At 72.9% G+C, this 22,165-nt stretch carries 23 protein-coding genes and 2 pseudogenes; 16 read left to right on the top strand and 9 right to left on the bottom strand.

All coding sequences use genetic code 11. From position 1 onward, the window contains the following. Positions 1-55: 55 nt before the first annotated feature. Positions 56-241, bottom strand: coding sequence for a hypothetical protein (locus A6A08_RS14255; RefSeq protein ID WP_143181766.1), 186 nt, complete (start codon positions 239-241; stop codon positions 56-58). 462 nt (positions 242-703) lie between these two features. On the opposite strand from A6A08_RS14255, the gene A6A08_RS14250 reads away from it, so the two are divergent. The 4 genes from A6A08_RS14250 to A6A08_RS14235 all read left to right on the top strand — a co-directional run bounded on the left by A6A08_RS14250 (position 704) and on the right by A6A08_RS14235 (position 3,486). Beyond that, positions 704-1,939: a DUF3500 domain-containing protein gene (locus A6A08_RS14250; protein WP_083609117.1), complete on the top strand. Its 1,236-nt coding sequence runs from the start codon at positions 704-706 to the stop codon at positions 1,937-1,939. A gap of 130 nt (positions 1,940-2,069) precedes the next feature. Further along, positions 2,070-2,363: a helix-turn-helix transcriptional regulator gene (locus A6A08_RS14245; protein ID WP_073703086.1), complete on the top strand. Its 294-nt coding sequence runs from the start codon at positions 2,070-2,072 to the stop codon at positions 2,361-2,363. Then, positions 2,360-2,746 (top strand): VOC family protein, encoded by a 387-nt coding sequence (locus A6A08_RS14240; protein WP_073703082.1) that lies wholly within the window; start codon positions 2,360-2,362, stop codon positions 2,744-2,746. Before A6A08_RS14245 ends, A6A08_RS14240 begins: the two co-directional genes overlap by 4 nt. 269 nt (positions 2,747-3,015) lie before the next feature. Next, positions 3,016-3,486: an NUDIX hydrolase gene (locus A6A08_RS14235; RefSeq protein ID WP_073703081.1), complete on the top strand. Its 471-nt coding sequence runs from the start codon at positions 3,016-3,018 to the stop codon at positions 3,484-3,486. Positions 3,487-3,490: 4 nt separating this feature from the next. Here A6A08_RS14235 and A6A08_RS14230 read toward each other — a convergent pair whose 3' ends face one another. From A6A08_RS14230 to A6A08_RS14215, 4 genes are all read right to left on the bottom strand, one after another. Then, positions 3,491-3,667 (bottom strand): DUF397 domain-containing protein, encoded by a 177-nt coding sequence (locus tag A6A08_RS14230; RefSeq protein ID WP_073703080.1) that lies wholly within the window; start codon positions 3,665-3,667, stop codon positions 3,491-3,493. Positions 3,668-3,789: 122 nt separating this feature from the next. Next, on the bottom strand, positions 3,790-6,105 hold the full coding sequence (locus tag A6A08_RS14225) for an FtsX-like permease family protein (RefSeq protein WP_073703079.1): 2,316 nt from the start codon (positions 6,103-6,105) through the stop codon (positions 3,790-3,792). Next, complete coding sequence (locus A6A08_RS14220; RefSeq protein WP_073703078.1) at positions 6,102-6,818, bottom strand: ABC transporter ATP-binding protein; 717 nt, start codon at positions 6,816-6,818, stop codon at positions 6,102-6,104. Before A6A08_RS14220 ends, A6A08_RS14225 begins: the two co-directional genes overlap by 4 nt. Then, complete coding sequence (locus A6A08_RS14215) at positions 6,815-7,339, bottom strand: PadR family transcriptional regulator (RefSeq protein ID WP_073703077.1); 525 nt, start codon at positions 7,337-7,339, stop codon at positions 6,815-6,817. The genes A6A08_RS14220 and A6A08_RS14215 overlap by 4 nt, the downstream gene beginning before the upstream one ends. Before the next feature lie 201 nt (positions 7,340-7,540). On the opposite strand from A6A08_RS14215, the gene A6A08_RS14210 reads away from it, so the two are divergent. The 6 genes and pseudogenes from A6A08_RS14210 to A6A08_RS14185 all read left to right on the top strand — a co-directional run bounded on the left by A6A08_RS14210 (position 7,541) and on the right by A6A08_RS14185 (position 13,080). Beyond that, a complete protein-coding gene (locus tag A6A08_RS14210; RefSeq protein WP_073703076.1) occupies positions 7,541-8,422 on the top strand; it encodes a LysR family transcriptional regulator in 882 nt (293 codons plus the stop codon). Between the two features lie 75 nt (positions 8,423-8,497). Next, positions 8,498-9,520, top strand: coding sequence for an alpha/beta hydrolase (locus A6A08_RS14205; protein WP_073703085.1), 1,023 nt, complete (start codon positions 8,498-8,500; stop codon positions 9,518-9,520). Then, positions 9,517-10,560 carry a quercetin 2,3-dioxygenase gene (locus A6A08_RS14200; RefSeq protein WP_073703075.1) on the top strand — a complete coding sequence of 348 codons (1,044 nt, stop codon included), beginning with the start codon at positions 9,517-9,519 and terminating at the stop codon, positions 10,558-10,560. Before A6A08_RS14205 ends, A6A08_RS14200 begins: the two co-directional genes overlap by 4 nt. A gap of 168 nt (positions 10,561-10,728) precedes the next feature. After that, positions 10,729-10,977: a hypothetical protein gene (locus tag A6A08_RS14195; RefSeq protein WP_143181765.1), complete on the top strand. Its 249-nt coding sequence runs from the start codon at positions 10,729-10,731 to the stop codon at positions 10,975-10,977. A 257-nt stretch (positions 10,978-11,234) separates the two neighbouring features. Continuing rightward, positions 11,235-12,191 (top strand): threonine/serine dehydratase, encoded by a 957-nt coding sequence (locus A6A08_RS14190; RefSeq protein WP_073703073.1) that lies wholly within the window; start codon positions 11,235-11,237, stop codon positions 12,189-12,191. Between the two features lie 110 nt (positions 12,192-12,301). Then, positions 12,302-13,080, top strand: a pseudogene (locus A6A08_RS14185) (SDR family oxidoreductase). Positions 13,081-13,116: 36 nt separating this feature from the next. Here A6A08_RS14185 and A6A08_RS28835 read toward each other — a convergent pair. Next, on the bottom strand, positions 13,117-13,359 hold the full coding sequence (locus tag A6A08_RS28835; RefSeq protein ID WP_073703072.1) for a histidine kinase: 243 nt from the start codon (positions 13,357-13,359) through the stop codon (positions 13,117-13,119). Between the two features lie 377 nt (positions 13,360-13,736). Further along, a complete protein-coding gene (gene purB, locus A6A08_RS14175; protein WP_073703071.1) occupies positions 13,737-15,167 on the bottom strand; it encodes an adenylosuccinate lyase in 1,431 nt (476 codons plus the stop codon). 183 nt (positions 15,168-15,350) lie between these two features. On the opposite strand from purB, the gene A6A08_RS14170 reads away from it, so the two are divergent. Together A6A08_RS14170 and A6A08_RS14165 are read left to right on the top strand one after the other, a co-directional pair. Then, on the top strand, positions 15,351-16,784 hold the full coding sequence (locus A6A08_RS14170) for a sensor histidine kinase (RefSeq protein ID WP_083609116.1): 1,434 nt from the start codon (positions 15,351-15,353) through the stop codon (positions 16,782-16,784). Further along, the gene (locus tag A6A08_RS14165) at positions 16,751-17,455 is read left to right on the top strand and encodes a response regulator transcription factor (protein WP_073703070.1); all 705 of its coding nucleotides are present in this window, start codon (positions 16,751-16,753) and stop codon (positions 17,453-17,455) included. The genes A6A08_RS14170 and A6A08_RS14165 overlap by 34 nt, the downstream gene beginning before the upstream one ends. A gap of 90 nt (positions 17,456-17,545) precedes the next feature. Here the strand turns inward: A6A08_RS14165 and A6A08_RS29250 are convergent, their stop codons facing one another. Both A6A08_RS29250 and A6A08_RS29245 read right to left on the bottom strand, forming a co-directional pair. Further along, entirely contained in the window at positions 17,546-17,815 is a 270-nt protein-coding gene (locus A6A08_RS29250) for a cupin domain-containing protein (RefSeq protein WP_338013128.1), read from the bottom strand. Between the two features lie 169 nt (positions 17,816-17,984). Further along, positions 17,985-18,182, bottom strand: a pseudogene (locus A6A08_RS29245) (nuclear transport factor 2 family protein); the annotation flags it as partial. A gap of 294 nt (positions 18,183-18,476) precedes the next feature. Here A6A08_RS29245 and A6A08_RS14155 point away from each other — a divergent pair. The 4 genes from A6A08_RS14155 to A6A08_RS14140 all read left to right on the top strand — a co-directional run bounded on the left by A6A08_RS14155 (position 18,477) and on the right by A6A08_RS14140 (position 22,104). Further along, the gene (locus tag A6A08_RS14155; RefSeq protein ID WP_073703069.1) at positions 18,477-19,406 is read left to right on the top strand and encodes an oxygenase MpaB family protein; all 930 of its coding nucleotides are present in this window, start codon (positions 18,477-18,479) and stop codon (positions 19,404-19,406) included. 81 nt (positions 19,407-19,487) lie between these two features. Beyond that, entirely contained in the window at positions 19,488-19,706 is a 219-nt protein-coding gene (locus A6A08_RS14150) for a DUF3099 domain-containing protein (protein WP_073703068.1), read from the top strand. Between the two features lie 169 nt (positions 19,707-19,875). Next, complete coding sequence (locus A6A08_RS14145) at positions 19,876-20,421, top strand: GNAT family N-acetyltransferase (protein WP_073703067.1); 546 nt, start codon at positions 19,876-19,878, stop codon at positions 20,419-20,421. Between the two features lie 192 nt (positions 20,422-20,613). Next, positions 20,614-22,104 carry an aminopeptidase P family protein gene (locus A6A08_RS14140; RefSeq protein WP_073703066.1) on the top strand — a complete coding sequence of 497 codons (1,491 nt, stop codon included), beginning with the start codon at positions 20,614-20,616 and terminating at the stop codon, positions 22,102-22,104. The last annotated feature ends 61 nt before the right edge of the window (positions 22,105-22,165 follow it).

The raw sequence follows: 22,165 nt of genomic DNA, 5'->3' as shown, positions 1-22,165 counted from the left end.
CGCCGTTACCGCTTTGGTGCTTTCATCCGCTTTCGCGACGATTCCCAAACAGGCCCTAGTTCGGCTCCCAGGTCCCGGCTGGTGCGCTGGAGACCTGGAAACCGTTCGGGTCCCAGTTCCCATTGGGGTCCCAGGCCCCGGCTGGTGCGCTGGAGACCTGGAAACCGTCCTCGTCGGCCGCGGCCGACGAGGCCAGGGCGATCCCGGCCCCGGCCAGCAGTGCCACCGTCAGTGCGCGCATGACGCGTTCCGCCTTCCTCTCCGGCATCCCCCTTCAGGAGGGGGTTCACCAGTGAGACGCACCGATCGCGCGCCGTGTTCGCCGTCATCCCGCCCCGTTCAGGACGTCGGCGACCCCTCTGGCCACCAGCCCGTCGACCAGGAGGAGTACACCACCGGTGAGCACCGGAGCCCTCCCGGCCTCCCAGACCGGTGCGAGCGCGCCCTTTCCCAGGGGCCACGGACTCGGACCCCCTCTCGGGCCCCAGCACACCGCGGGGGAGCCCCCGCTGTATCTCCGTCGGAGTCATCGGTTTCCCGCATGAGTCCGCACATCCGGAATTCCGGAAGGGCCGGGCCCCGAGCCGTGAAGCGGACGACCCGGCGGCGAGACTCTCAACCGATCAGGACGGTCCTCCAACCAGGTACTTACCTCGAAAGCCCATGATCGGACCTCGTGAGCCGATCGACGACGAGGAACCCGATGACCACCGACGGGAAGACCACCACCACGCCTGACGCACCGGCCGAGCGGCTCGGAGCCCGCGCGCGCCTGACGCGGTTCGGACGGCACGGCGCCACCGCCCTGGCCTTGGGGGTCGGCCTGCTGCTGACCGGTTGCGCCGCCCCCGGGGCGGAGGCGACCTCCGCCAACGAGGCCGCGACGAGCACGAGCTCCGGCAATGCGAACACCGCCGAGGTCGTGGCGGCGGCCGACGCATTCCTGGACACGTTGTCGGAGGAGCAGCGCCAGGCCGTCGTGTACGACTTCGCCGACGAGGCCAAGGCGACGGGGTGGTCGAACTTCCCGGTCACCTTCGTGGAGCGCAACGGGATCTCGCTCTCGGACCTGGACGAGGAACAGGAGAAGGCCGCGCTGGCGGTCATGGAGGCGGCCCTCAGCGAGGAGGGTTACCGGGAACTGCTCGACATCCGTGCCGCCGACGCCTACCTGGACGCCAACCAGGACGACACGTCCGGGAGCGCCCCCGAGGGACAAGCACCGGACGGGCGGACGCCGGACGGGCAGGGGCCCGGCGGGGAAGAGCCGCCCGAGGGCGGTGGGGGGCCGGGTGGCGGCGATCTCGCCTTCGGCGAGGACCTGTACCACATCGCGTTCTTCGGCGAGCCGAGCGAGACCGAGCAGTTCATGGTGCAGTACGGCGGCCACCACGCGGCGTACAACATCACCTATGAGGGGGACGACGTGAGCCTGTCGCCCACCCTGACCGGGACCGAGCCCATGGAGTTCGAGTATGAGGGCGAGTCGTACGCTCCCTTGGAGGACAAGCGGTCCGGTGCTCTGGAGGCCGTCGCCTCGCTGAGCGGGGAGCAGCTGGCCCGGGCCGAGATCGAGAACGAGGGCGACGACCTCGTGCTGGGCCCGGGCGAGGACGGTCCCTTCCCCGAGGAGGAGGGGATCCTGGTGAGCGACCTCGACCAGGAGCAGCAGGACAAGGTGACGGAGATGCTGCGCGCCTGGGTCGGTGACCTGGACGAGGAGGCGGCCGAGGCCCTGGTCGACAAGTACGTCTCCGAGTACGGCCAGACCTACCTGAGCTGGAGCGGTTCCACGGAGCCCGACGAGGTCGGGACCTACATCCGTCTCGACGGGCCGTCCGCGTGGATCGAGTACTCCAACCAGCCCGGCGTGGAGACCGACCAGGTCCACCAGCACACCATGTTCCGCGACCAGACGGCCGACTACGGCTGGGAGTGAGGCAGTATTCGGGGCCGGGCGCCCCGGGCGGGGGCTCTGAGGTGCCCGGCGGACCGGGAACCCGGATCTTTCCCGGAAAAGCACAGTTCGAAGCTTGTTAGGCAAGTACACGCTTGCATATAGTGTGGGTGTGGCCGACGAGATATTCAAAGCCTTGGCCGACCCCACCCGTCGGAAGATCCTCGACGAGCTCACCGAGCGGCCAGGGCAGACCCTGTTCGAGATCTGCTCACGGCTGAGCATGAAGCACCAGCTCGGCATGTCGCGCCAGGCGGTCTCCCAGCACCTTGCCGTGCTGGAGGCCGCCGGACTGGTCGAGAGTCGGCGGGAGGGGCGCTACAAATTCCATGACCTGAACACGGCACCGCTGAAACGCATCGCCGAGCGGTGGACCAGGCCCGACGGACAAGAGAGCAGACCATGAGGATTCACCTGACCAGCGTCTTCGTCGACGACCAGGACAAGGCCCTGCGCTTCTACACGGACGTGCTGGGTTTCGTGAAGAAGACCGAGGTCCCGGTGGGCGAGGACCGGTGGCTGACCGTGGTCTCTCCGGAGAACCCCGAGGGGACCGAACTGCTGCTGGAGCCCGCGGGCCATCCCGCGGTCAAGCCGTACAGGGAGGCGCTGGTCGAGGAGGGCATCCCGGCCACCGCCTTCGCCGTGGACGACGTGCGCGCGGAGTTCGACCGGCTCAGCGAGCGCGGGGTGCGGTTCACCCAGGAGCCGCTCGAGATGGGCTCGGTCACCACCGCGGTGCTGGACGACACCTGCGGCAACCTGATCCAGATCGTGCAGTCGGCGTAGGGCCATGGCCTGGAGGCCGATGGGGCGGACGGGCCTCGCGGCACCTGGGACGACTGGAGCAAGGAGAACGGGGAGGGTTCCGTGGAGACGGCCCGGATCCGGGGCGCGGAGGTGTTCCTGCCCAGCGACGACGAGGCACCGGCGTCCTCGTGGTCCTGTCCCAGTCCGTTGGAGGGAGGAACGTGACGTGGGCCTGGCAACGGAGTCGAGGGCCGCAAAGCCCTGGGGTGGCGGGGGTGCGGCCGTTCCGGAGTCGTTAGTGTCGGGGCATGGCCCTTGATCCCACGGAGTTCTTCGCCCGTCCCCGGGTCGCCGCCGGCGCCCTGTTCTTCGACCACCTCGGCCGGGTGATGCTGGTGGTCCCCTCCTACAAGGACCACCTGGAGATCCCCGGCGGTTACATGGAGCACGGGGAGACGCCGACCCGGGCCGCGGCGCGCGAGGTCAAGGAGGAGCTGGGAATCGTTCCCCCGATCGGGCGCCTCCTGGCCGTGGACTGGGCGCCCACTCCCTCCGAGGGCGACAAGCAGTTGTTCGTCTTCGACGGGGGAGTGCTCGACCAGCGGTGGCTGGACCAGATCACCCTCGACCCGGCCGAGCTGACCGGGTACGCCTTCCATGACGTGGCCGCGCTCGCGGAAGTCACGATCCCGCCGCTCGTGCGCAGGATCACCCAGGCCGTACACGCCCGCGAGGAGGGCACGACGCTCTACCTGGAGAACGGCGACCCCGTCCCGTAGACGCCTACCCGGCGGTGGGGCGGAGGGTGCTGACGAAGGTGCCCCACGCATTCGCGGTGAAGGCGGGTTGGCCGCGCGAGCGATCCCGGGTGTCGCGTACGTCCGCGCCGGTGCTGTGCTCGCGGACCTCGACGCACTGGTCGGTTCCACCGCTGCAACCGCTCTTGTGCCGGTCACTCATCGCCGACCGCCTCGGCCGCCTCCCTGAGGTCTCGCCGCCGAGTGCCGGGCCGGGCGGCCTCTCCCTTGGCCACCCGGCCCGGCACCGCGTCGGGACGCCCCCGGCGACCGCCGTCGCGGGAGTCACTCGGTACGCAGTCCCTCAGGGGTCGTCATCCGCCACAGGTACGGCAGGCTCGCCAGCGTCACCAGCGCGACCAGGCCGAAGCCGGCGCCCACGAGCGGGGCGAGGCCCGACCAGTCGCTGACCGGGAGGTCGGCCAGCCGCAGCAGGAGGAGGCCGAGCCCGACCCCGCCGGCGACGGCGATCACCAGCCCGAGCACCACCGGGATCGCGGTCTGCCACAGCACCGACGCGGCGAGCGTGGACCGGCTGGTCCCGAAGGCGATCAGCACCGAGAGCTGCCGCCTGCGCTCACGCAGCTGCTCGACCGTGGAGATGACCATGCCCGCCCCGATCACCAGCATCGTCAGGACGGCACCGGCCCGGAGCGCGTCGCCGATGTCCGCCAACACGCCGCTGCCGCTTCCCTGGCCCAGGGTGCGCAGGTCGATCCCCACGCTGTCGACACCGATGTGGTTGCGCACGTGTTCGACGGCGTTCGGATCGCTCCCGTCGAGGGTGATCAGCACCGTGGACCGGAGGCTCTGCAGTTCCTCGACCGGAAAGGCCGACGGGGTGAGGAACAGATCCTGGTGGGCCTGCCCGGCCAGGGCGTCCGTGACCCGGGCCTCACGCACCTGCGGAACGGTCCAGGGACGGGAGTCGGCGGTGGGACCGCCCATGCGGGCGTTGGCGAGGTCCAGCCGCTCCCCCGGGCGCACGGCCGACGCTCCGCCACCCGCGACGAAGGCGTCACCTTCGGCGCAGGAGGAGAACGTGACCAGCCTGGCCAGGGTCGTGCAGTCGGCGACGACGACCGTCCGCATCTGCTGTGTCCCGTCGGCGCCGGGTGGGGCGTCCGCCAGGGGAAGGTGGGCCACGAGGAACGGAAGGGAGGACTCCACCCCCCTGGCGCCGTCGATGCCGCGGGCGAACTCCGCGCCCTCGGCGCCGGTCTCCACAGTGGCCGAGGCGAGCATCCGTGCCCGGCCCGGGTCCGCGCCGTCGACGGAGGACACCTGGCCGTTCACCGCGGAGAACAGCATCTGGAGCGCGATCGCCCCGGCCACGGCGAGGGTGAGGCCGCTGACGGTACGGGCCGCGATCCCGCTGTTCAACTGCAGGCGCCGCGTTGCCATCTGCCACGACAGCGGACCACCGCGCAGGCGGGCCACCACGGCCTCGACGGCCCATGGCAGCAGCAGGGTGAACCCCGCCAGGGCCACCGACACGCCGACGGCGACGACCCATTCCGTGCCCTCGGAGTTCGCGCCCTGCCCGGGTACGAACAGGACGGCGCAGCCGACGGCCAGGACCGCCACGCGCCACCACAGCCGCCGACCGCGGTCGGCGCCCTCACGGAAGACACCCAGTGGGCCGACCTCGACCCTGCGCAGTGCGAAGAGCGTCACCAGGACGGCGCTGACCGGGACGAGCACCGCGACGAGGGCGGCGAGCAGCGGCACCGGTGTGACGTCCGCGGGCAGCACGCCCGAGCCCGGGAGCCGCACGTCGTCGGCGAACGTCCGTGCCACCAGGAAGAACCCGGCGCCGAGAACCAGGCCCAGGAGCGCGCCGACGAGGGACTCGCCCGCGGCGATCCGCCGCGTCATCCTCCTGTCGGCGCCCATCAGCCGCAGAGCGGCCAGCCGCCGGTCACGGCTCTCTGCGCCGAAGCGCATCGCGGTGAGGAGGAACGCGGCGATCGGCAGCAGCAGCACCACGATGATGACGACGATGAGCAGTACGAGGATCGCGGCCATGCCCTCGTCCGACCGGTCCGCGCCGAAGCCGGAGACGGCGTTCGGGGCCGGGCCCTGCGAGAGGGTGTCCGTGCCCAGGTAGAAGTAGAGCTCGTGCGGTCCCCGCAGGCCTTCGGTGCCGATGACGCCGGTGACCGGGGCGCCGTCGAACCGCTCGGCGAGCAGGGCTCCTTCCGGGGAGTCCAGCAGGGCGCGCAGGGCCGGGGAGATGTAGAGCTCGCCCGCCGCCGGCAGCCGGTCTATCCCCGGAGGCCGCACGTCCGCCGGCGGGTCCCCGAGCGGTTCGAGCAGCATGCCCGAGAACATCTCGCCCCGGTACTCGACGACCCTCGAGCTCGCGAGGACCGTGTCGCCGCCGGCCGGGGTCCCCTCCTCCAGATACACCGGTGCCCGCGCCTCCTCCCGCTCCTGGGCCGCGGCGCGCACCGAGGGCGCCGCGGACGCCAGCAGGAGCACCATCACCCCCAGGCCCACGCCCAGTGCCGTGAGCAGAGTCCTCGTCCAGTCGGCCCGCCCGCCGTGCAGGGCGAGCCCGGCACCCAGGGCCAGGTCGCGGTACCACCGGCTGATCATGTCGCACCCCCGATCCCGGCGGTGGCGTCGAGGACCTGGCCGTCGCGGACGACGACCTCGCGGTCCGAGTAGGCCGCGACCCGGACGTCGTGGGTGACCAGGACGACCGCGGCCCCGGTGTTGCGTGCGGCGCCCGTGAGCAGCTCCATGACGCGCTCTCCGTTGAGCGAGTCCAGCGCGCCGGTGGGCTCGTCGGCGAAGACCAGGCGCGGGCCCGCCACCAGCGCCCGCGCGATGGCCACCCGCTGCCTCTGTCCGCCGGACACCTGGCCGGGGCGCTTGTCGCGGACGTCGTCCACCTCCAGGCGGGCCATCCACTCCATGGCGGAGGACTCCGCCCGCCTGCGCCCGACACCGGTCAGACGCAGGGACAGCGCGACGTTCTCCACACAGGTCAGCTCCGGGACGAGCTGGCCGAACTGGAAGACGAAACCGAAGTCGCCGCGCCTGAGCCTGCTGCGCTCGACGTCGGACATCGCCGTCAGTTCGCGTCCTCCGTAGCGGACGGTGCCGCCGTCGAGGTCGAGGATGCCCGCCAGGCAGTGCAGCAGTGTGGACTTGCCGGATCCGGAGGGGCCCATGACGGCGACGACCTCACCGGAGTCGATGGTGAACTCCGCACCGTTCAGCGCGGCGGTCGAACCGAAGTACTTGCGGAGCCCCGTGGCGGTGAGCAGGGCTCCCGTGTTCCCGGCTGCCGTGGTGCCGCTCATGCGCCGACCTCCCGGGCGAGCCGGTCGAGGCGGTCGGCGGCCAGTTCCAGCCACCGGATGTCGGCCTCCAGGTGGAACAGGGCGTGGTCGCAGATGAGGCGGTCGGCGAGGTCTCCGTCCGTCTTGCGGCGGGTGAGTTCGCGCATCAGGCGCAGGTGCTCGTTCCGCTGGACGTCCAGCAGCCCCGCGGCGTCACGGCCGGTGAGCAGCGCCAGTACGACCTTGGCGTAGAGGGTGCTCTGCAAGTACGGTTCGGGCTTCTCCGGCGTGGCGAGCCAGCGGCCGACGTCGGTGACGCCGGCGTCGGTGATGGCGTAGCGCTTGCGCTCGGGGCCGCTTCCCGCCTCCACCCCGTCCACCTCGACGAGGCCGTTCTTCAGCAGGCGCGACATCGTCGAGTAGACCTGGCCGTAGTGCAGCGGCCGGTCGTGTCCGAACCGTTCGTCGAAGAGGCGTTTGAGGTCGTACCCGTGGCGGGGACCCGATTCGAGCAGACCGAGCAAAGTGTTACCGATGGACATGACGACGACTATACAACACATGTATACATGGAGTGTATAGAGAGGGTGCGGGGTGATCGGAGAGGCGTACCCGCCAGGCCCCGCTCTCCGGGGCGGTGGGCTGCGGTTCTCGTGGTGCGCACGGCAGAATCGGGAACCTGCGACCCTCGGACGAGAGGCGCGGACGTGACACCTCACAGACCATGACGACACGGCGGAGACATGGACTTCACCATCCACCACCTCAGATGCTTCCTTGCCGTGGCACGGGAACTCCACTTCGGCCGCGCCGCCGCACGTGTGCACCTCAGCCCCTCCGCGCTGAGCGAGCAGGTCGCGGCCCTGGAACGGCGTGTGTCCCGGCCCCTCTTCGACCGCTCGTCCCGTGGCGTGGAGCTCACCGAGCACGGCCGTGAGCTGCTGCCCCTGGCCCGGCGCGCGGTCGAGAGCATGGACGAGGTCGTGGACTGGGGCCGGGGGGAGGCCGTCGAGCCCCGCGTCCGCATCGGCCTCATGGTCTCCAGCACGGAGTTCCGGACGCTCATGGCCGAGGCCGTACGCCAGATGCCGCAGGTGCGGTGGCAGGTACGGCACCTGGGGTTCATGGGCTGCCACGAGGCCCTCGCCAAGGCCGAGGTGGACTGCGCGTTCGTCGTCGCGGCCGACCAGAGGCCGGTCCGCGCGTTCGAGTCCCTTCCCCTCTGGGAGGAGGGCTGCGTCCTGGTGGTCCCGGAACGGCACCGCCTCGCCGGCAGGGAGTCGGTGGCCCTGGCGGAGATCGGGGAGGAGACCTTCGTGGCGGTGGAGGACGAGGCGGCCGCGCAGTGGTTCTCGTCGGTGGCCGCCGGCGTCTTCGCACCAAGCCTGCTTCCGGTGGCCCGCGACTTCGAGGAGATCCTGGAGATGTGCGCCGCCGGGCAGGGCGTCAACATCGCGGGCCGGTCCGCCGCGGCCACCTACGCGCACCCGGGTGTGCGGTTCGTGCCCATCGCGGACGCCGCGCCCGTGACCACCTACCTGAACGTGCGCGGGGGGCGCCTCCCCGCACCGCTGGAGCGCTTCGTCCGTCTCTGCGCATCCCACAGGGAGGGAGCGGCGCCCTGACCGTGCGGAATCTCCGCACGGCCGTTCGGGAGAACGCGCTGGACCCGCCGAGGCCGCCGCCGCAGTATGGACGGCATGTCCCACGACTCCCCTCCGTCCGTCGAGGCCGTCAGGTCCGACACCGGCCTCGTATTCGCACGGCGTGACACCGGTGACCTCCTCCTCGACCTCCACCGTCCGAGCTCCGACGACCGCCCCGTACCCGTGGTGCTGTGGTTGCACGGGGGCGGCTGGTTCACCGGGGACCGGACACTGGCACCGGACCTTCCCCGCCGCGTCCGAGCCACCGGATGCGCCATCGCGAGCATCGAATACCGGCTCTCCGGCCAGGCGCTGTTCCCGGCCCAGCTGCACGATGTGCGCGCGGCCGTCCGCTTCCTGCGCACACGGGCCGAAGAGTACGGCCTCGACCCCCGGGCGGTCGGGGCGTGGGGCGCCTCGGCGGGCGGCCACCTGGCCGCCCTGGCCGGACTCACCGGTCACCTGAACGCCCTGCCCGGCGAGGAGGACACCGAGGGGGACCCGTCCGTGCAGGCGGTCGCCGAGTCCTACGGGCCCGTGGACCTCGCAGCCCTGGTCGCCGAGGCGGAGTCCGCCTCCCCCGGAGGGGGCGGCGCCTCGCCCGAGGCCCGCCTCCTGGGCGGCCCGCCCTCGCAGCGCCCGGAGGCGGCCCGCTACGCCAGCCCGCTGAACTGGGTGAGCGGTGCCGCTCCTGCGTTCCAGATCTCGCACGGCACCGGCGACCTCCTGGTCCCGCACCGGCAGAGCGAGCTCCTGCACGAGGCCCTCGCCGCCGCGGGCGTGTCCAGCGAGCTCTACCTCGTCGAGGGCTACGGGCACGGCTTCCTCAACCCGGCGGGCCGCCTCGACGTCCGGACCGCCCAGATGATGGACGACGGCCGGCTGGAGGCAGAGGGCCCCGCGCCGGCCGTGCGCCGCGCCTCGTCCGGGCCCGGTGCCGGGGCTCCTGCGGGCGAACCGGCGACCTTCGGCTTCGAGGACGTCGACGCCTTCTTCCGACGACACCTCACAGCCCGCGCCGCGGCCCGTCCGGTGGCCACTCCCCGCCCCCGTTCCACCTCAGGAGAAACCCGATGACCAGCACCGACCTGGAGACCATGCACGGCCTCGCCCCGGTCGTCAACGCCCTTCCCGGAGAGCCGGTCCCGTACTACCTGGCCAGCGGCGAGGGACTGCGCCTCGAGCTCGGCGGACAGCTGTGGACGGTCATCGCCCGCGGCCCGGACACCGGCGGGCTCTTCGACGCCGCCTTCGTCCTGGGCCCGCGCGGGGCCGAGGCCCCCTTCCACAGCCTCCCCTCCCACCAGCGCTCCTACTACGTGTTCGAGGGCTGCGTGCAGTTCTGGCTGCCCGGGCAGAGCCGTGTCCTGGTGCCCGGCGACTCCGTCCACGTCCCCCCGGGCACCCCGGTGGCCTACCGGATGCTCGGCCACATGTCCCGGCTGCTGTTCTTCTCCGCCTTCAGCGGAGCCCTGGACGCCCTGGTGGGGTCGCGGGAGACCGTGGAGCGCCACGTCTACTCGCCCGCCGGCGCCACCGCCTCGCTGCTGCCGGGCGCGCAGGCGCACGACCTGCGGCGGGTGCGGGCCCAGGACGTCTGGGACGACACGCTGCCGGACGGTGCGCAGGCGTACTTCCTCCGCTCGCGCACCGGGGACCGCCGCGGCTGGCCGGACGCCCACAACGCCTACTCCGCGCGGGGCCGCAACACCGACGGACGCTACTTCTCGGTCAGCACGCTCGCCGCGCCCCAGCCCTACATCATCCGCCACTTCCACCGGCTGCACACCGAGAACTTCCTGTGCCTGTCGGGGCGGATCTGGCTGTGGGTCAACGGCCGGGAACTGCTGCTGACCTCCGGGGACTTCCTGCACGCCCCGGCCGGTACCGTGCACAGTTTCGCCATCGCCGCGCACAACACGCAGATGCTCGGGCTGCTCACCTCCGACGTCTTCGAGCCGTTCTTCGACGTCACCGGCGTGCCGACCGACGATGCCGTGCACACCGAGGGGCTCATCGACCCCTCCGTGGTGACGGGCGGCGTCCAGGGCAACCCGGACCTGGACCTGGTCGTCGTGGACGGCCCGCCCCGGCGGGTGAGGGCGACGGGTCTGTAGCCGGGTGCCGCCCCGTCCGCGCCGGCCTCGACGGCCGGCCCCGGGCACCCGTGCGCGCGGGTGCCACGGGGAGCCGCCCCGTGCCCCGCTCGCCGTGGAGCCCGCCGACCTCCACCACCGCGTCCGGTACGCGGACGCGCACTCCGACGACAGTGAAGAGAAAGCACCTTGCGCCCGCCCCGATACAAGACGGCCGTGGTCAGCTGGCTCGCGGTCTACCCGCTCGTCACCCTGCTGCTGTGGCTTCTGGGACCCGTGGTCTCCGCGTTGCCCCTTCCGGCCGTGACGCTCCTGCTCACCCTCGTGCTGGTCATCCTCCAGACCTATGTCGTGATGCCGTTCATGACGCGCGTCTTCGAGCCCTGGCTCATGTCCGGGGCAGACCGGGCGCCCGCGCGGGACACCGAGGACGCCTAGGCAGTGCCCCTTCAGGACCTCCGCCTCGCCGCGGTCCGTGTCCGGGTGCCCCAAGAGCGGCGGCCTTCGGCGCCTACGGCGGGTCCGCCCGTTCCCCGCGAACCCGCCCGCGCCGCCTCCCAGGCCCCGCGGGCGCCCGGACGACTCCCGTGGACCGAGACCCGGTCCGAAGAACAGGCCCTGGATCCTCGACGTGTCCCGCGCCGGGCGCGGCGGGCCCCTGGTGTGCCGGGACCGCTTCCGGGCATACACGCCGCATGGAACTGATCACCGCAGACGACGTCCGCGCCGCGGAGACCCGCCTGCAGGGGCAGGTCGTGCGCACTCCTTTGACGGCGGGGCCGCCCGACGGGCCGCCCTTCCTCCTCAAGCCCGAGAGCCTCCAGCCCACCGGGGCCTTCAAACTCCGCGGCGCCACCAACGCCGTCGCCCTGCTCAACCCCGCCCAGCGCAGGGCGGGCGTGGTGACCCACTCCTCGGGCAACCACGGCCAGGCCCTCGCCTACGCGGCCGCCCGACACGGGGTGCCCTGCACCGTCGTCGCCCCCGAGGGTGCGACCAAGGTCAAGGTCGACCGCATGCGCGCCTTCGGCGCCCGCGTCGTCATGGCGCCGCCCGAACAGCGCGAGACCACCGCCCGCGAACTCCAGGAGAGCGGGATGCTCGCCTTCGTTCCGCCCTTCGACGACCCCCACGTCATCGCCGGCCAGGGCACCGTGGGGCTGGAGATCCTGGAGCAGTCCCCGGAGGTGACGACCATCGTCGTGCCCGTGGGAGGAGGGGGCCTGGCCTCGGGCGTGGCGACCGCCGCGCGGACCGTCCGCCCCCACCACGTCCGCGTCGTGGGCGTGGAGCCCGAGCTGGCCGCCGAGGCCGCCGAGAGCCTGCGCACCGGGAGCCTCGTCACCTGGCCGCCCGAGCGCACCGGCCGCACCATGGCCGACGGTGTGCGCGTCTGCCTGTCCGAGCGCACCTTCGCCCACCTCCGCGCACGCCTGGACGAGATCGTCACCGTGACCGAGGAGGAGACCGCCCACGCCGTCTCCGTCCTCGCCCACGGATCGCGCCTGGTGGCCGAGCCCAGCGGCGCCCTGGCCGCCGCCGCGATCCTCGCGGGCCGCGTGGCCACGGTCCCCGGCCGTCCGGAGGAGACGGTCGCGGTCGTCTCGGGAGGAAACGTGGACCCGGAGGTGTTCGCCCGCCTGGTGGCGTGACCGCAGGACCGGTTCCCCACCTGGCGCAGTTCGGGGGCCCTCGTGCCCGGAGGAGCCGGGCCACGGGAAACCGGTGGCCCGCACGCGGCGGGCACAGGACAATGGCGCCCATGACCCCTGGACAGAACCCCCCTCCCGGCCGCCCGCTCGCCCTGGTCACCGGCGTGGGACGCACCGTCGGCATCGGTTCCGCCGTCGCCCGCCGACTGGCGGCCTCGGGCTGGGACGTGGCCTTCACCTACTGGACGCCCTACGACGCGCGCATGGACTGGGGCGTCGAACCCGGTGCGGCCGACGCCGTGCTCGCCTTCCTGGCCGAGCACGGCGCCCGCGCCGTGGCCGTGGAGGCCGACCTGGAGGACCCCGCCGCTCCCGCCCGCGTCCTCGACACCGTCGAGGAGCGGCTGGGCGGTGTGAGCGCGCTGGTCATGTGCCACTGCGAGTCGGTCGGCTCCGGACTGCTGGAGACCACCGTGGAGAGCTTCGACCGGCACTTCGCCGTCAACGCGCGCGCACATGGCAGCTGGTCCGCGAGTTCGGGCTGCGCTTTCGGGGCGAGCACGGAACCGGGCGGATCATCGCCCTCACCAGCGACCACACCGTCGGCAACCTGCCCTACGGCGCGAGCAAGGGCGCCCTGGACCGCATCGTGCTCTCCGCCGCCCGCGAACTCGCCCACCTGGGGGTGACCGCCAACGTGGTTGACCCCGGCCCCGTCGACACCGGCTGGATGACGGAGCGGACCAGGGCCGAGTGCGTCGGACACACCCCGCTGGGGCGCCCGGGCACCCCGGACGACACCGCGGACCTGGTGGACTTCCTCTGCTCGGCCCGGGGCCAGTGGGTCAACGGCCAGCTGCTGAAGAGCGACGGGGGCATCTCCGCCTGACGGAGGCGACGCGGCACGCCGTCACCGGGTGAGGACTCAGGTGGTGGGCGTGCTGCCGTTGTGCCCGTTCACGGACGTGACGGAGTCCTGCTGGTGGGCCCGGTAGGCCTGGTGGGTCTGGTGTACGGAGTCCCGCCGGTGCCCGTCGGCCCGGGCGGCGCGGTCCTCGCGGCGGCGCATGGCCATGTCGGACAGGGCGGCCAGACCGAAGGCGACGATGACCGCGGAGACGATCAGCACGGTCCACAGCGCGGTGCTGAAGGAGGACGGATCGGTCACTGGGTTCTCCGGAGGGCGTAGGGGGCATGCCGACACGACAACCGTAATAGGCGTTAACTTCCGAACCCAGTGTTCGCACAAGTGAACTGCGCCATACGCATCGTGCGCCCCGCGACGCGCGGCACCGAGCACACACGGCAACGCGCACGTCGGCCATCGGCGTCTTGGCCGTGGCCAGGAGCGGCGGGCAGAGGTCGGTTCCGTCGGGGGAGGAAGCAGGGGCCTTGCCAGTTCGGCCGAGGCGAACGGTCCGAGGGAGTGGCGATCGGGGGCGGACCGCGTCACAGGCGTGAACGGCGCGGAGGGCGCACACGGCGAAAGGGCCCGGGAAGGTGCCGGAGCACCCTCCCGGGCCCGAGGCCCGTGGCCGGGAACCGCTACAGGATCGAACCGGGGGAGTAGGCGGCCGCCTCCGGGTGGGCGGCCGTGACCTCCTCGATCCGGGCCACCACGGCCGCGACCTGGTCGGCGGCGGCACCGGTGAAGGTGATCCGGTCGGCCAGCAGCGCGTCCAGTTCCGCGCGGTCCAGGGGGAAGCGCTCGTCCCGCGCCAGGCGGTCCAGCAGCTGGTTGCCCGCGCCCTCCTGGCGCATCGCCAGGGCCGAGCCCACGGCGTGCTCCTTGATGAGCTCGTGGGCGGTCTCGCGTCCCACACCGGCGCGCACGGCGGCCATCAGCATCTTGGTCGTGGCCAGGAACGGCAGGTAGCGGTCGAGTTCGGCGGAGACCACGGCGGGGAAGGCCCCGAACTCGTCCAGCACCGTCAGCATCGTCTCGACCAGGCCGTCGAAGGCGAAGAACGCGTCCGGCAGCGCGACCCGGCGCACCACCGAGCAGGACACGTCGCCCTCGTTCCACTGGTCGCCCGCCAGCTCACCGGCCATGGACGCGTACCCGCGCAGGATCACGGTCAGCCCGTTGACCCGCTCGCAGGAGCGCGTGTTCATCTTGTGCGGCATCGCCGAGGAACCCACCTGGCCCTCGGCGAACCCCTCGGTGACCAGCTCGTGCCCGGCCATCAGCCGGATGGTCCTCGCCAGCGACGAGGGGCCCGCGGCCAGCTGCACCAGAGCCGTCAGCACCTCGTAGTCCAGCGAGCGCGGGTACACCTGCCCCACACTCGTGAACCGCTGCTCGAAGCCCAGGTGCGCGGCCACCTCGTCCTCCAGCGCGGTCAGCGCCTCGCGGTCACCGCCCAGCAGGTCCAGCATGTCCTGCGCGGTGCCCACCGGGCCCTTGATCCCGCGCAGCGGGTACCGGGCGATCAGCTCCTCCAGCCGCCCGTGGGCGACCAGCACCTCGTCGGCGATCGACGCGAACCGCTTGCCCAGGGTCGTGGCCTGGGCCGCCACGTTGTGGGACCGGCCCGCCATCACCGTCTCGCCGTACTGGGCCGAGAGCCTTCCCAGCCGGGCCAGCAGCGCCACCACGCGGTCGCGCGCCAGCAGCAGGCTGTCGCGCACCTGCAGCTGCTCGACGTTCTCGGTCAGGTCGCGCGAGGTCATGCCCTTGTGGACGTGCTCGTGGCCGGCGAGGGCGTTGAACTCCTCGATACGGGCCTTCACGTCGTGCCGGGTGACCCGCTCGCGCTCGGCGATGGAGGCCAGGTCCACCTGCTCCAGGACCTTCTCGTAGTCCTCGACCACACCGGCGGGCACGTCCACGCCCAGACGCGCCTGGGCGCGCAGCACGGCCAGCCACAGCCGCCGCTCGGCGACCACCTTGTACTCGGGGGACCACAGCCGGGTCAGCTCCGCGGACGCGTAGCGGGCAGCCAGGACATCGGGGATCAGAGGTTTCGCGCTCACGTCGTCCCACCCTATCGCCCTGAGCTGCGACGGTCGCGCCCCGGTCCGGGCACCGGGAGCGGCCCCCCTGCGGTTCCCACCGGCGCCCGCCCCTGCGCCCGCCCGCGGGGTGGGCCCAGCCCCACCCCCGACCGGGTGGCGGGACCGATTCCCCCTCCCGCCCGGCCTGCCTAGCGTTGGGGCATGACCACGTTCGACGCGCTCACACCCTCCGGCGGCGCCCTTCGCGGAGACCCCCAGGAGAACCCCCGGAGAAGGCCGCGCACCCTCCTCCGGGCCCTGCTGAGTCCGCGCTTCCTCCTGACCGCGTGGCCCTGGCGGGCACTGGCCCACTCCGTGAACACCATGTTCGTCGGATACGCCCTGGCCGTGGTGGCCATGCCGGTCTACCTGCCCTGGGCCCTCTTCGCGGGGGCGCTCGCCACCAGGCCGTGGGACACCCTCCCGGTCGCGCCCATGACGGCGGCGTTCGTGGCCGGCCTCGTCCTGACCGCGGTCTTCACCCCGCTCGTCGCCCTTCCCCTCGGCGCCCTGGAGCGCCGGCGCCTCGCACTCGTCACGCGGGGCCCCTTCACCAGCGGCCACCGCGTGCCCCCGCCCGGCCTGTGGGGATGGGTCCGCACCCGCTACACCGAGGGCGCCACCTGGCGCGAGGTGGGCTACGCGGTACTGCTGGCGCCCCTCTCGTTCGTGTTCATGATGGTCCTGGGCGCGCTGTTCACCTCGGCGATGGTCATGGCCGTGGGGCCGGTTCTGGTCGGCCCGGGGGGAGAGGCCGAGGTCGCCCTCGGCCCCACCACCATCACCACGCAGGCGGAGGCGGTGCCCTACATGCTGCTCTCCCCGGTCGTACTCGCCGTGCTGCTCTACGCCTCGGGGGTCCTCGCCCAGGGACACGCCGTGATCGCCCGCGCCCTGCTGGTCGGGCCGCCCAAGGACGAGCTGCGCGCCGAACTCAGCCAGGTCACCGAGTCCCGCGCCCGCCTGGTCAGCGCCTTCGAGTACGAGCGCAGGCGCATCGAGCGCGACCTGCACGACGGGGCCCAGCAGCGGCTCGTGGCCCTGTCCATGGACCTGGGCCTGGCCCGCCTGGACATGGAGGAGGGCGGCGAGGCGGACCGGCGCGTGGCCGCCGCCCAGACCAAGGCCAACGAGCTCATCGACGAGCTGCGCGAACTGGTGCGCGGCATCCACCCCAGGGTCCTCACCGACCGGGGCCTGCCCGCCGCCCTGGCCGAGCTCGCCGACCGCTGCCCCGTCCCCACCCGCGTGGACACCGACATCCCCCGCCGCCTGCCCGCGCACGTGGAGGGCACCGCCTACTTCGTCGTCGCCGAGGCCCTCACCAACGTGTGCAAGCACACCGGGGCCGACGCCGCCGGCGTGCACGCCGCCACCGTCCCCGGCGGCCCCGGGCGGGACGAGACCCTCCTGGTGGAGGTCACCGACCGCGGCCCGGGCGGAGCCGACCCCGCACGCGGGTCCGGGCTCACCGGCCTCAGGGACCGCGTCGCCGTCATGGGCGGCACAATGGAGCTGTCCAGCCCCGAGGGCGGACCGACCCGAATCCGAGTGGAGCTGCCGTGCGGACCGATCCCTCCGACACCGCTGACGTGAACACCGCCGATCCGGTCCCCGTGCCCACCGTCCTCGCCGAGGACGGCGTTCTGCTCCGGGAGGGCCTGTCCGGGGTCCTGGAGCGCTTCGGCTTCCCCGTGGCGGCCTCCGTCGGCGACGGGGACGCGCTCCTGGCGGCGGTGGCCGAGCACGGCCCCGGCCTGGTGGTCACCGACATCCGCATGCCCCCGGACTTCACCGACGAGGGGCTGCGCGCGGCGGTCCGGCTGCGCCGTGAGCGCCCCGGCCTGGCGGTGGTGGCGCTCAGCCAGTACGTGGAACTGAGCTACGCCTCCGACCTGCTCGACTCCGGCGACGGACGCGGGGTGGGCTACCTGCTCAAACAGAGGGTGGGCGACGTCAGGGAGTTCGCCTCCGTGCTGCGCCGGGTGGTGGAGGGCGCCACCTTCGTCGACCCCGAGGTGGTGCGCCAGCTGCTGCGCCGCAGCGCCGACCCGCTGGCGCGCCTGACCCCGCGCGAGCACGAGGTGCTCGCCCTGATGGCCGAGGGCCACTCCAACGGGGCGATCGCCCGCCGGCTCGTGGTCGGTGACGCCGCCGTCGGCAAGCACGTGGGCAACATCCTGGCCAAGCTCGACCTGCCGCCGGACGAGGACGTGCACCGCCGCGTCCAGGCAGTCCTGGCCTACCTCCGCGGCCGCCCCTCCTGAACCCGGGAAGCCCGGCGCCGAGCCCCAGGGACCCCGGGCGCCCGGAACCTGAGGGCGCGCGGGGTCTCCGAGGGCTACGGAGCCCGGCGCTCACGAGTTGGCCGCGCACCAGTCGATCAGTACGGCGGTCTCCTCGCCCACGACCCAGGCGTCGTGCCCGGGAGGGACGAACACGACCTGGCCGGCCCCGATCTCGCGCTCCGTACCGTCGTCCATGCGGCAGTGCATGGTGCCCGAGACCAGGTAGGCGCAGTGGGTCATCGTGCACGTGTCGGTCCCCAGGGCGGGACCGCGGTGCTCGGACCAGCGCCAGCCGGGCTCCAGGGTCATCCGCACGACGCCCTGGCCGCCGACGCTCACGAGGTCGGTACGCCCCCTCTCGAACTCCTCGCTCTGCTCGGACTCCTCGAACCCCGGCCACCTGGAGGGTGCTCCGGGCGTCCTCGTCCCAGGCCTGCACCATGGACTGGTGCGCGATGCGCCCGTCCCGCAGGTCCAGCATGGTCATGCTGAGGACCTGGTCGCCCTCGGGGTAGGTACACCGCTCGGTGTAGGCGACGTGCTCGTCGTCGGCCACGCACTGGAGCACCTCGTGGGTCATCTCGCGCGAGCAGCGGTCGCGCACGGCCGACTCGATCTGGTCCCTGCCGTGCAGGACCGCGGGCGTGCTGGGCGGCGTGCGCCGGTCGAACATCTCCAGCTCGGCGTCGTCGCTGTACTGGGCCATGATGGCGTCGGCGTCGGCCGACTCCACGGCCCGGGTGTAGAGGTCGACGTCGAAGGGCGTGCGGCTCTGTGCTGGTGCGGACATGGCCCCGCTCCTTTCCTCTTCCGGGACCGTCCTTGGCGCGGGCGGCCTCACTACCCAGCCTGCTCCCGTCCCCCTTCCCTGTTCGCCCAAGGTCGGGTCATGGATCGGCCCTCTGCCGGACCCGCCCGGGGAAGCGGGCGCACCGGACGTATCGTGGGGCCAGAGTTCCGACACACGGCGCGAGCCCCCTCGCGGCCCGGAGGAGACCGGATGCAGCCGACCGTCGCCGCTCCCGAGAGCGTCACCTGGAAGATCCACCTGGACCGGTCGATGTGGGTGGCGGGTGTGCGGGCCCTCATGCTCCAGGCCCTGCACCCGGTGGCCATGCAGGGGGTGTGGCAGCGCTCGGACTTTCGCTCCGACCCCACCGGCCGCCTGCTGCGCACCGCCCACTTCGTGGCCGTCACCACCTACGGCAGCCCCGTCGAGGCCGACGAGCTCGGCGAGCGCGTCCGCCGGGTGCACCGAGCCCTGTCCTTCACCGACCCGGCCACCGGCCGCAGCCACCGGGTGGACCAGCACGACCTGCTGGTGTGGGTGCACTGCGCGGAGGTCTCCTCCTACCTGGAGACCGCCCACCGCGCGGGGGTGCCGCTGACCGTCCGGGAGATGGACCGGTACGTCGACGAGCAGTCGCACACCGCCACCTACGTGGGCCTGTCCCGCGAGGACGTGCCGCGCGGCCTCGCCGACATGCGCCGCTACCTCGCCTCGGTCCGGCCCGCCCTGCGCGTCACCCCCGAGGCGCGCCGGGCGGTGCGGTTCCTGCTGTGGCCCAATGTGCCCGAACGCCTGTCCTGGCTGGCCCCGCTCAAGCCGCTCTGGTTCCCGGTCGGGGCCCTGTCCTACGCCACCCTGCCCGCGTGGGCGCGCCGTGCCTACGGGGTCCTGCCCGAGGCGCCCGGCGGAGGGGCCGCGGCCACCGCGTCGCTGCGGGCCCTGCGCAACGCCCTGAACCGGGTCCCCGAGCGCTACTACAACCTCCTCTTCGACGAGGCCACCGTGCGCAGCGCGGACGAGGCCGGGCAGCGCCTGCTGGAGGCGGGGTACGAGATCGAGAACGGGTTCCGCGCCCTGCGCGCCCGCACCCTCTTCCGCGCGCCGTCCGTGACGCGGCCCCGCACCCCGGCCGAGGCCTGACCAGGGACGGGGAGCGCGCGGCCGGGCCCGCGGGAGCGCGTCCGGGTAGCGTGGGGGGTTCCCGCTGGTGAGGGGGAGGCCATGAAGCGCCGAGTACGCCGGTACGGCCTCGTCATGGGGGTGTGCCTGGCCCTGTTCGCCGGTGCGCTGCCCGTCTACTACCTGTTCGGCACCGGCTGGGCGGTGGCCATGTGCGTGGTGGCGGCCTTCCTGCCGCCCGTCGCGGTGACCCTGGGCAACGTCGCCGACCCCGACGCCCCTCAGGACCACGACTCCAGGTACGGACCCAACGCCGACTGAGCGCGGGCGGTACGGGGAAGCCGGGGGAAGGGGCGCGGGGACCGGGAGGCCGGGGTGAGCGATCCCGCATGGTGCCTCCGAGGACCCCGCGCGTAGTATTCCGGCGGAATCGGGCGCCGCACGCCTCATGCGGCGGGGGCCCGGGACGGCACACGGCGGGGGAGGCGCGGTGACACACACCGGCACCGAGGGCACCGAGGGCACCGAGGCGGACGCGCGGACCGGCGGCGTCCGCATGCTGCGCGTACACCACGACGACCCCCGGGTCGCGGGGCTGCTCGCCGGGCTGCGGGAGGAGTACACCGAGCGCTACGGCGCCGAGGGCGCGGCCAACGAGATGGCGCGCTACCCGGTGACCGAGTTCGCCGCCCCGCACGGCCGCATCGTACTGGCCGAGGAGGACGGCGAGGTCGTCGCCGGAGGGGCCGTGCGCCCCTACAAGAAGGACCGCGCCGCCATGGCCGGTACCGCCGAGTTCAAGCGCATCTGGACCTCGGGCCGGCACCGCCGCCGCGGCCTGGCGCGCAGGGTGATGGCCGCCCTGGAGGAGGCCGCCCGCGACCTCGGGTACACGAGGGTCCTGCTGTTCACCGGCCCCTCCCAGCCCGAGGCGGTCGCCTTCTACGAGCGGATCGGCTACCGACCGGTCGACCCGGCCGACATCGACGACCTGCCCTACCCGTCCGCCATCCCCTTCGCCCACGACCTGGTCTGAGGGGTCGGCGGAGCGGCCGGGTCCGCCCCGCGCGGGCGCTCCCGCGCCACGGGCACAACGGGAGCCCGCGCGGTGTTGTTATGGGGACCGCTATGTCCGCGGGGCGGCCGGGTGTTCGGGCTCCCCCGTACGATGGGCGGCGACGGCCGTCACCAGCGGTCACTCCGACGAACCCGACGAGGAGAGCACGAAGTGAGCGAGCAGCAGCGCCCCCAGGACGAGACGAACGCCCCCGTGTTCAGTCCACGCAAGAACGGGCAGGCGCAGTCGGTCTCCGACGAGCTCGCCGCGTGGATGAGCACCGGGTGGGCCGACACCGAGCGGCGCGACCTGGAGCCCGTCGAGCAGGCGGAGCACACCGCCCGCCGCCGTGCCGCGATCAGCGCGGCCTTCCCCGGTGACCGCCTCGTGGTCCCGGCCGGACAGCTGCTCACCCGCTCCAACGACACCGAGTACCCCTTCCGGGCCGCCACGAACTACGCCTACCTCACCGGCGACACCTCCGACGGCGGCTGCCTGGTGTTCACGCCCGACGCCGAGGGCGGCCACGACGTGGTCCTGTACCTCAAGCCCCGCTCCAACCGCGACAACGGCGAGTTCTGGCTGGGCGGCTACGGCGAGCTGTGGACCGGCCGCCGCAACAGCCTCTCCGAGGCCGCCGACCTGCTCGGCGTGGCCACCGCCGACGTGACCACCCTGGCCGAGGCGCTGCGCTCCGGTGGGGGCACCACCCGTATCGTGCGCGGCCACGACGCCGAACTCGACGCCCTGGTCGACGAGCTGCGCGCCGACGCCGACGAGGAGTCGCGCGCCAAGTCCGCCCAGCTCGACGAGGACCTCGCCGTCACCCTGGCCGACCACCGCCTGGTCAAGGACGAGTGGGAGGTCGCCCAGCTCCAGCTGGCCGTGGACGCCACCGTGCGCGGCTTCAACGACGTCGTGAAGGCGCTGCCGCAGGCCAAGGACACCTCCGAGCGCTACGTCGAGGGCACGTTCTTCCTGCGCGCACGCGTGGAGGGCAACGACGTCGGCTACGGCACCATCGCCGCCTCCGGCCCCAACGCCACCACCCTGCACTGGACCCGCAACGACGGCCCGGTGCGCGAGGGCGACCTGCTGCTGCTGGACGCGGGTGTGGAGACCACCACCCTGTACACCGCCGACGTCACCCGCACCATGCCGGTGTCGGGCACCTTCACCGACGTCCAGCGCCGGGTCTACGACCTGGTGTACGCCGCCCAGGAGGCCGGTATCGCCGCCGTCGCCCCGGGCAGGCCGTTCGTGGCCTTCCACGAGGCGTCCCAGCGGGTGCTGGCCGAGGGCCTCGTCGAGTGGGGCCTGCTGGAGGGCCCGGTCGAGCGCGTCCTGGAGCTGGGCCTGCAGCGCCGCTACACCCTGCACGGCACCGGGCACATGCTCGGCATGGACGTGCACGACTGCGCGGTCGCCCGCCAGGAGGTGCACCTGTACGGCGACCTGAAGCCGGGCATGGTGCTCACCGTCGAGCCGGGCCTGTACTTCCAGCCCGACGACCTGACCGTCCCCGAGGAGCTGCGCGGCATCGGCGTGCGCATCGAGGACGACGTGCTGGTCACCGAGGAGGGCCGCAGGGTCATGTCGTCCGGTCTGCCGCGCTCCTCCGCCGAGGTGGAGGCCTGGCTGGCCGAGCGCCTGCCGCACTAGGGCCTGTTTGGGAATCGTCGCGAAAGCGGATGAAAGCACCAAAGCGGTAACGGCGGGCATG

This window comes from Nocardiopsis sp. TSRI0078 (assembly GCF_001905145.1).
Taxonomy (GTDB): domain Bacteria; phylum Actinomycetota; class Actinomycetes; order Streptosporangiales; family Streptosporangiaceae; genus Nocardiopsis.
Note: the sequence above shows the minus strand (reverse complement) of the source record. Positions and strands in the feature narration are given on the sequence as shown.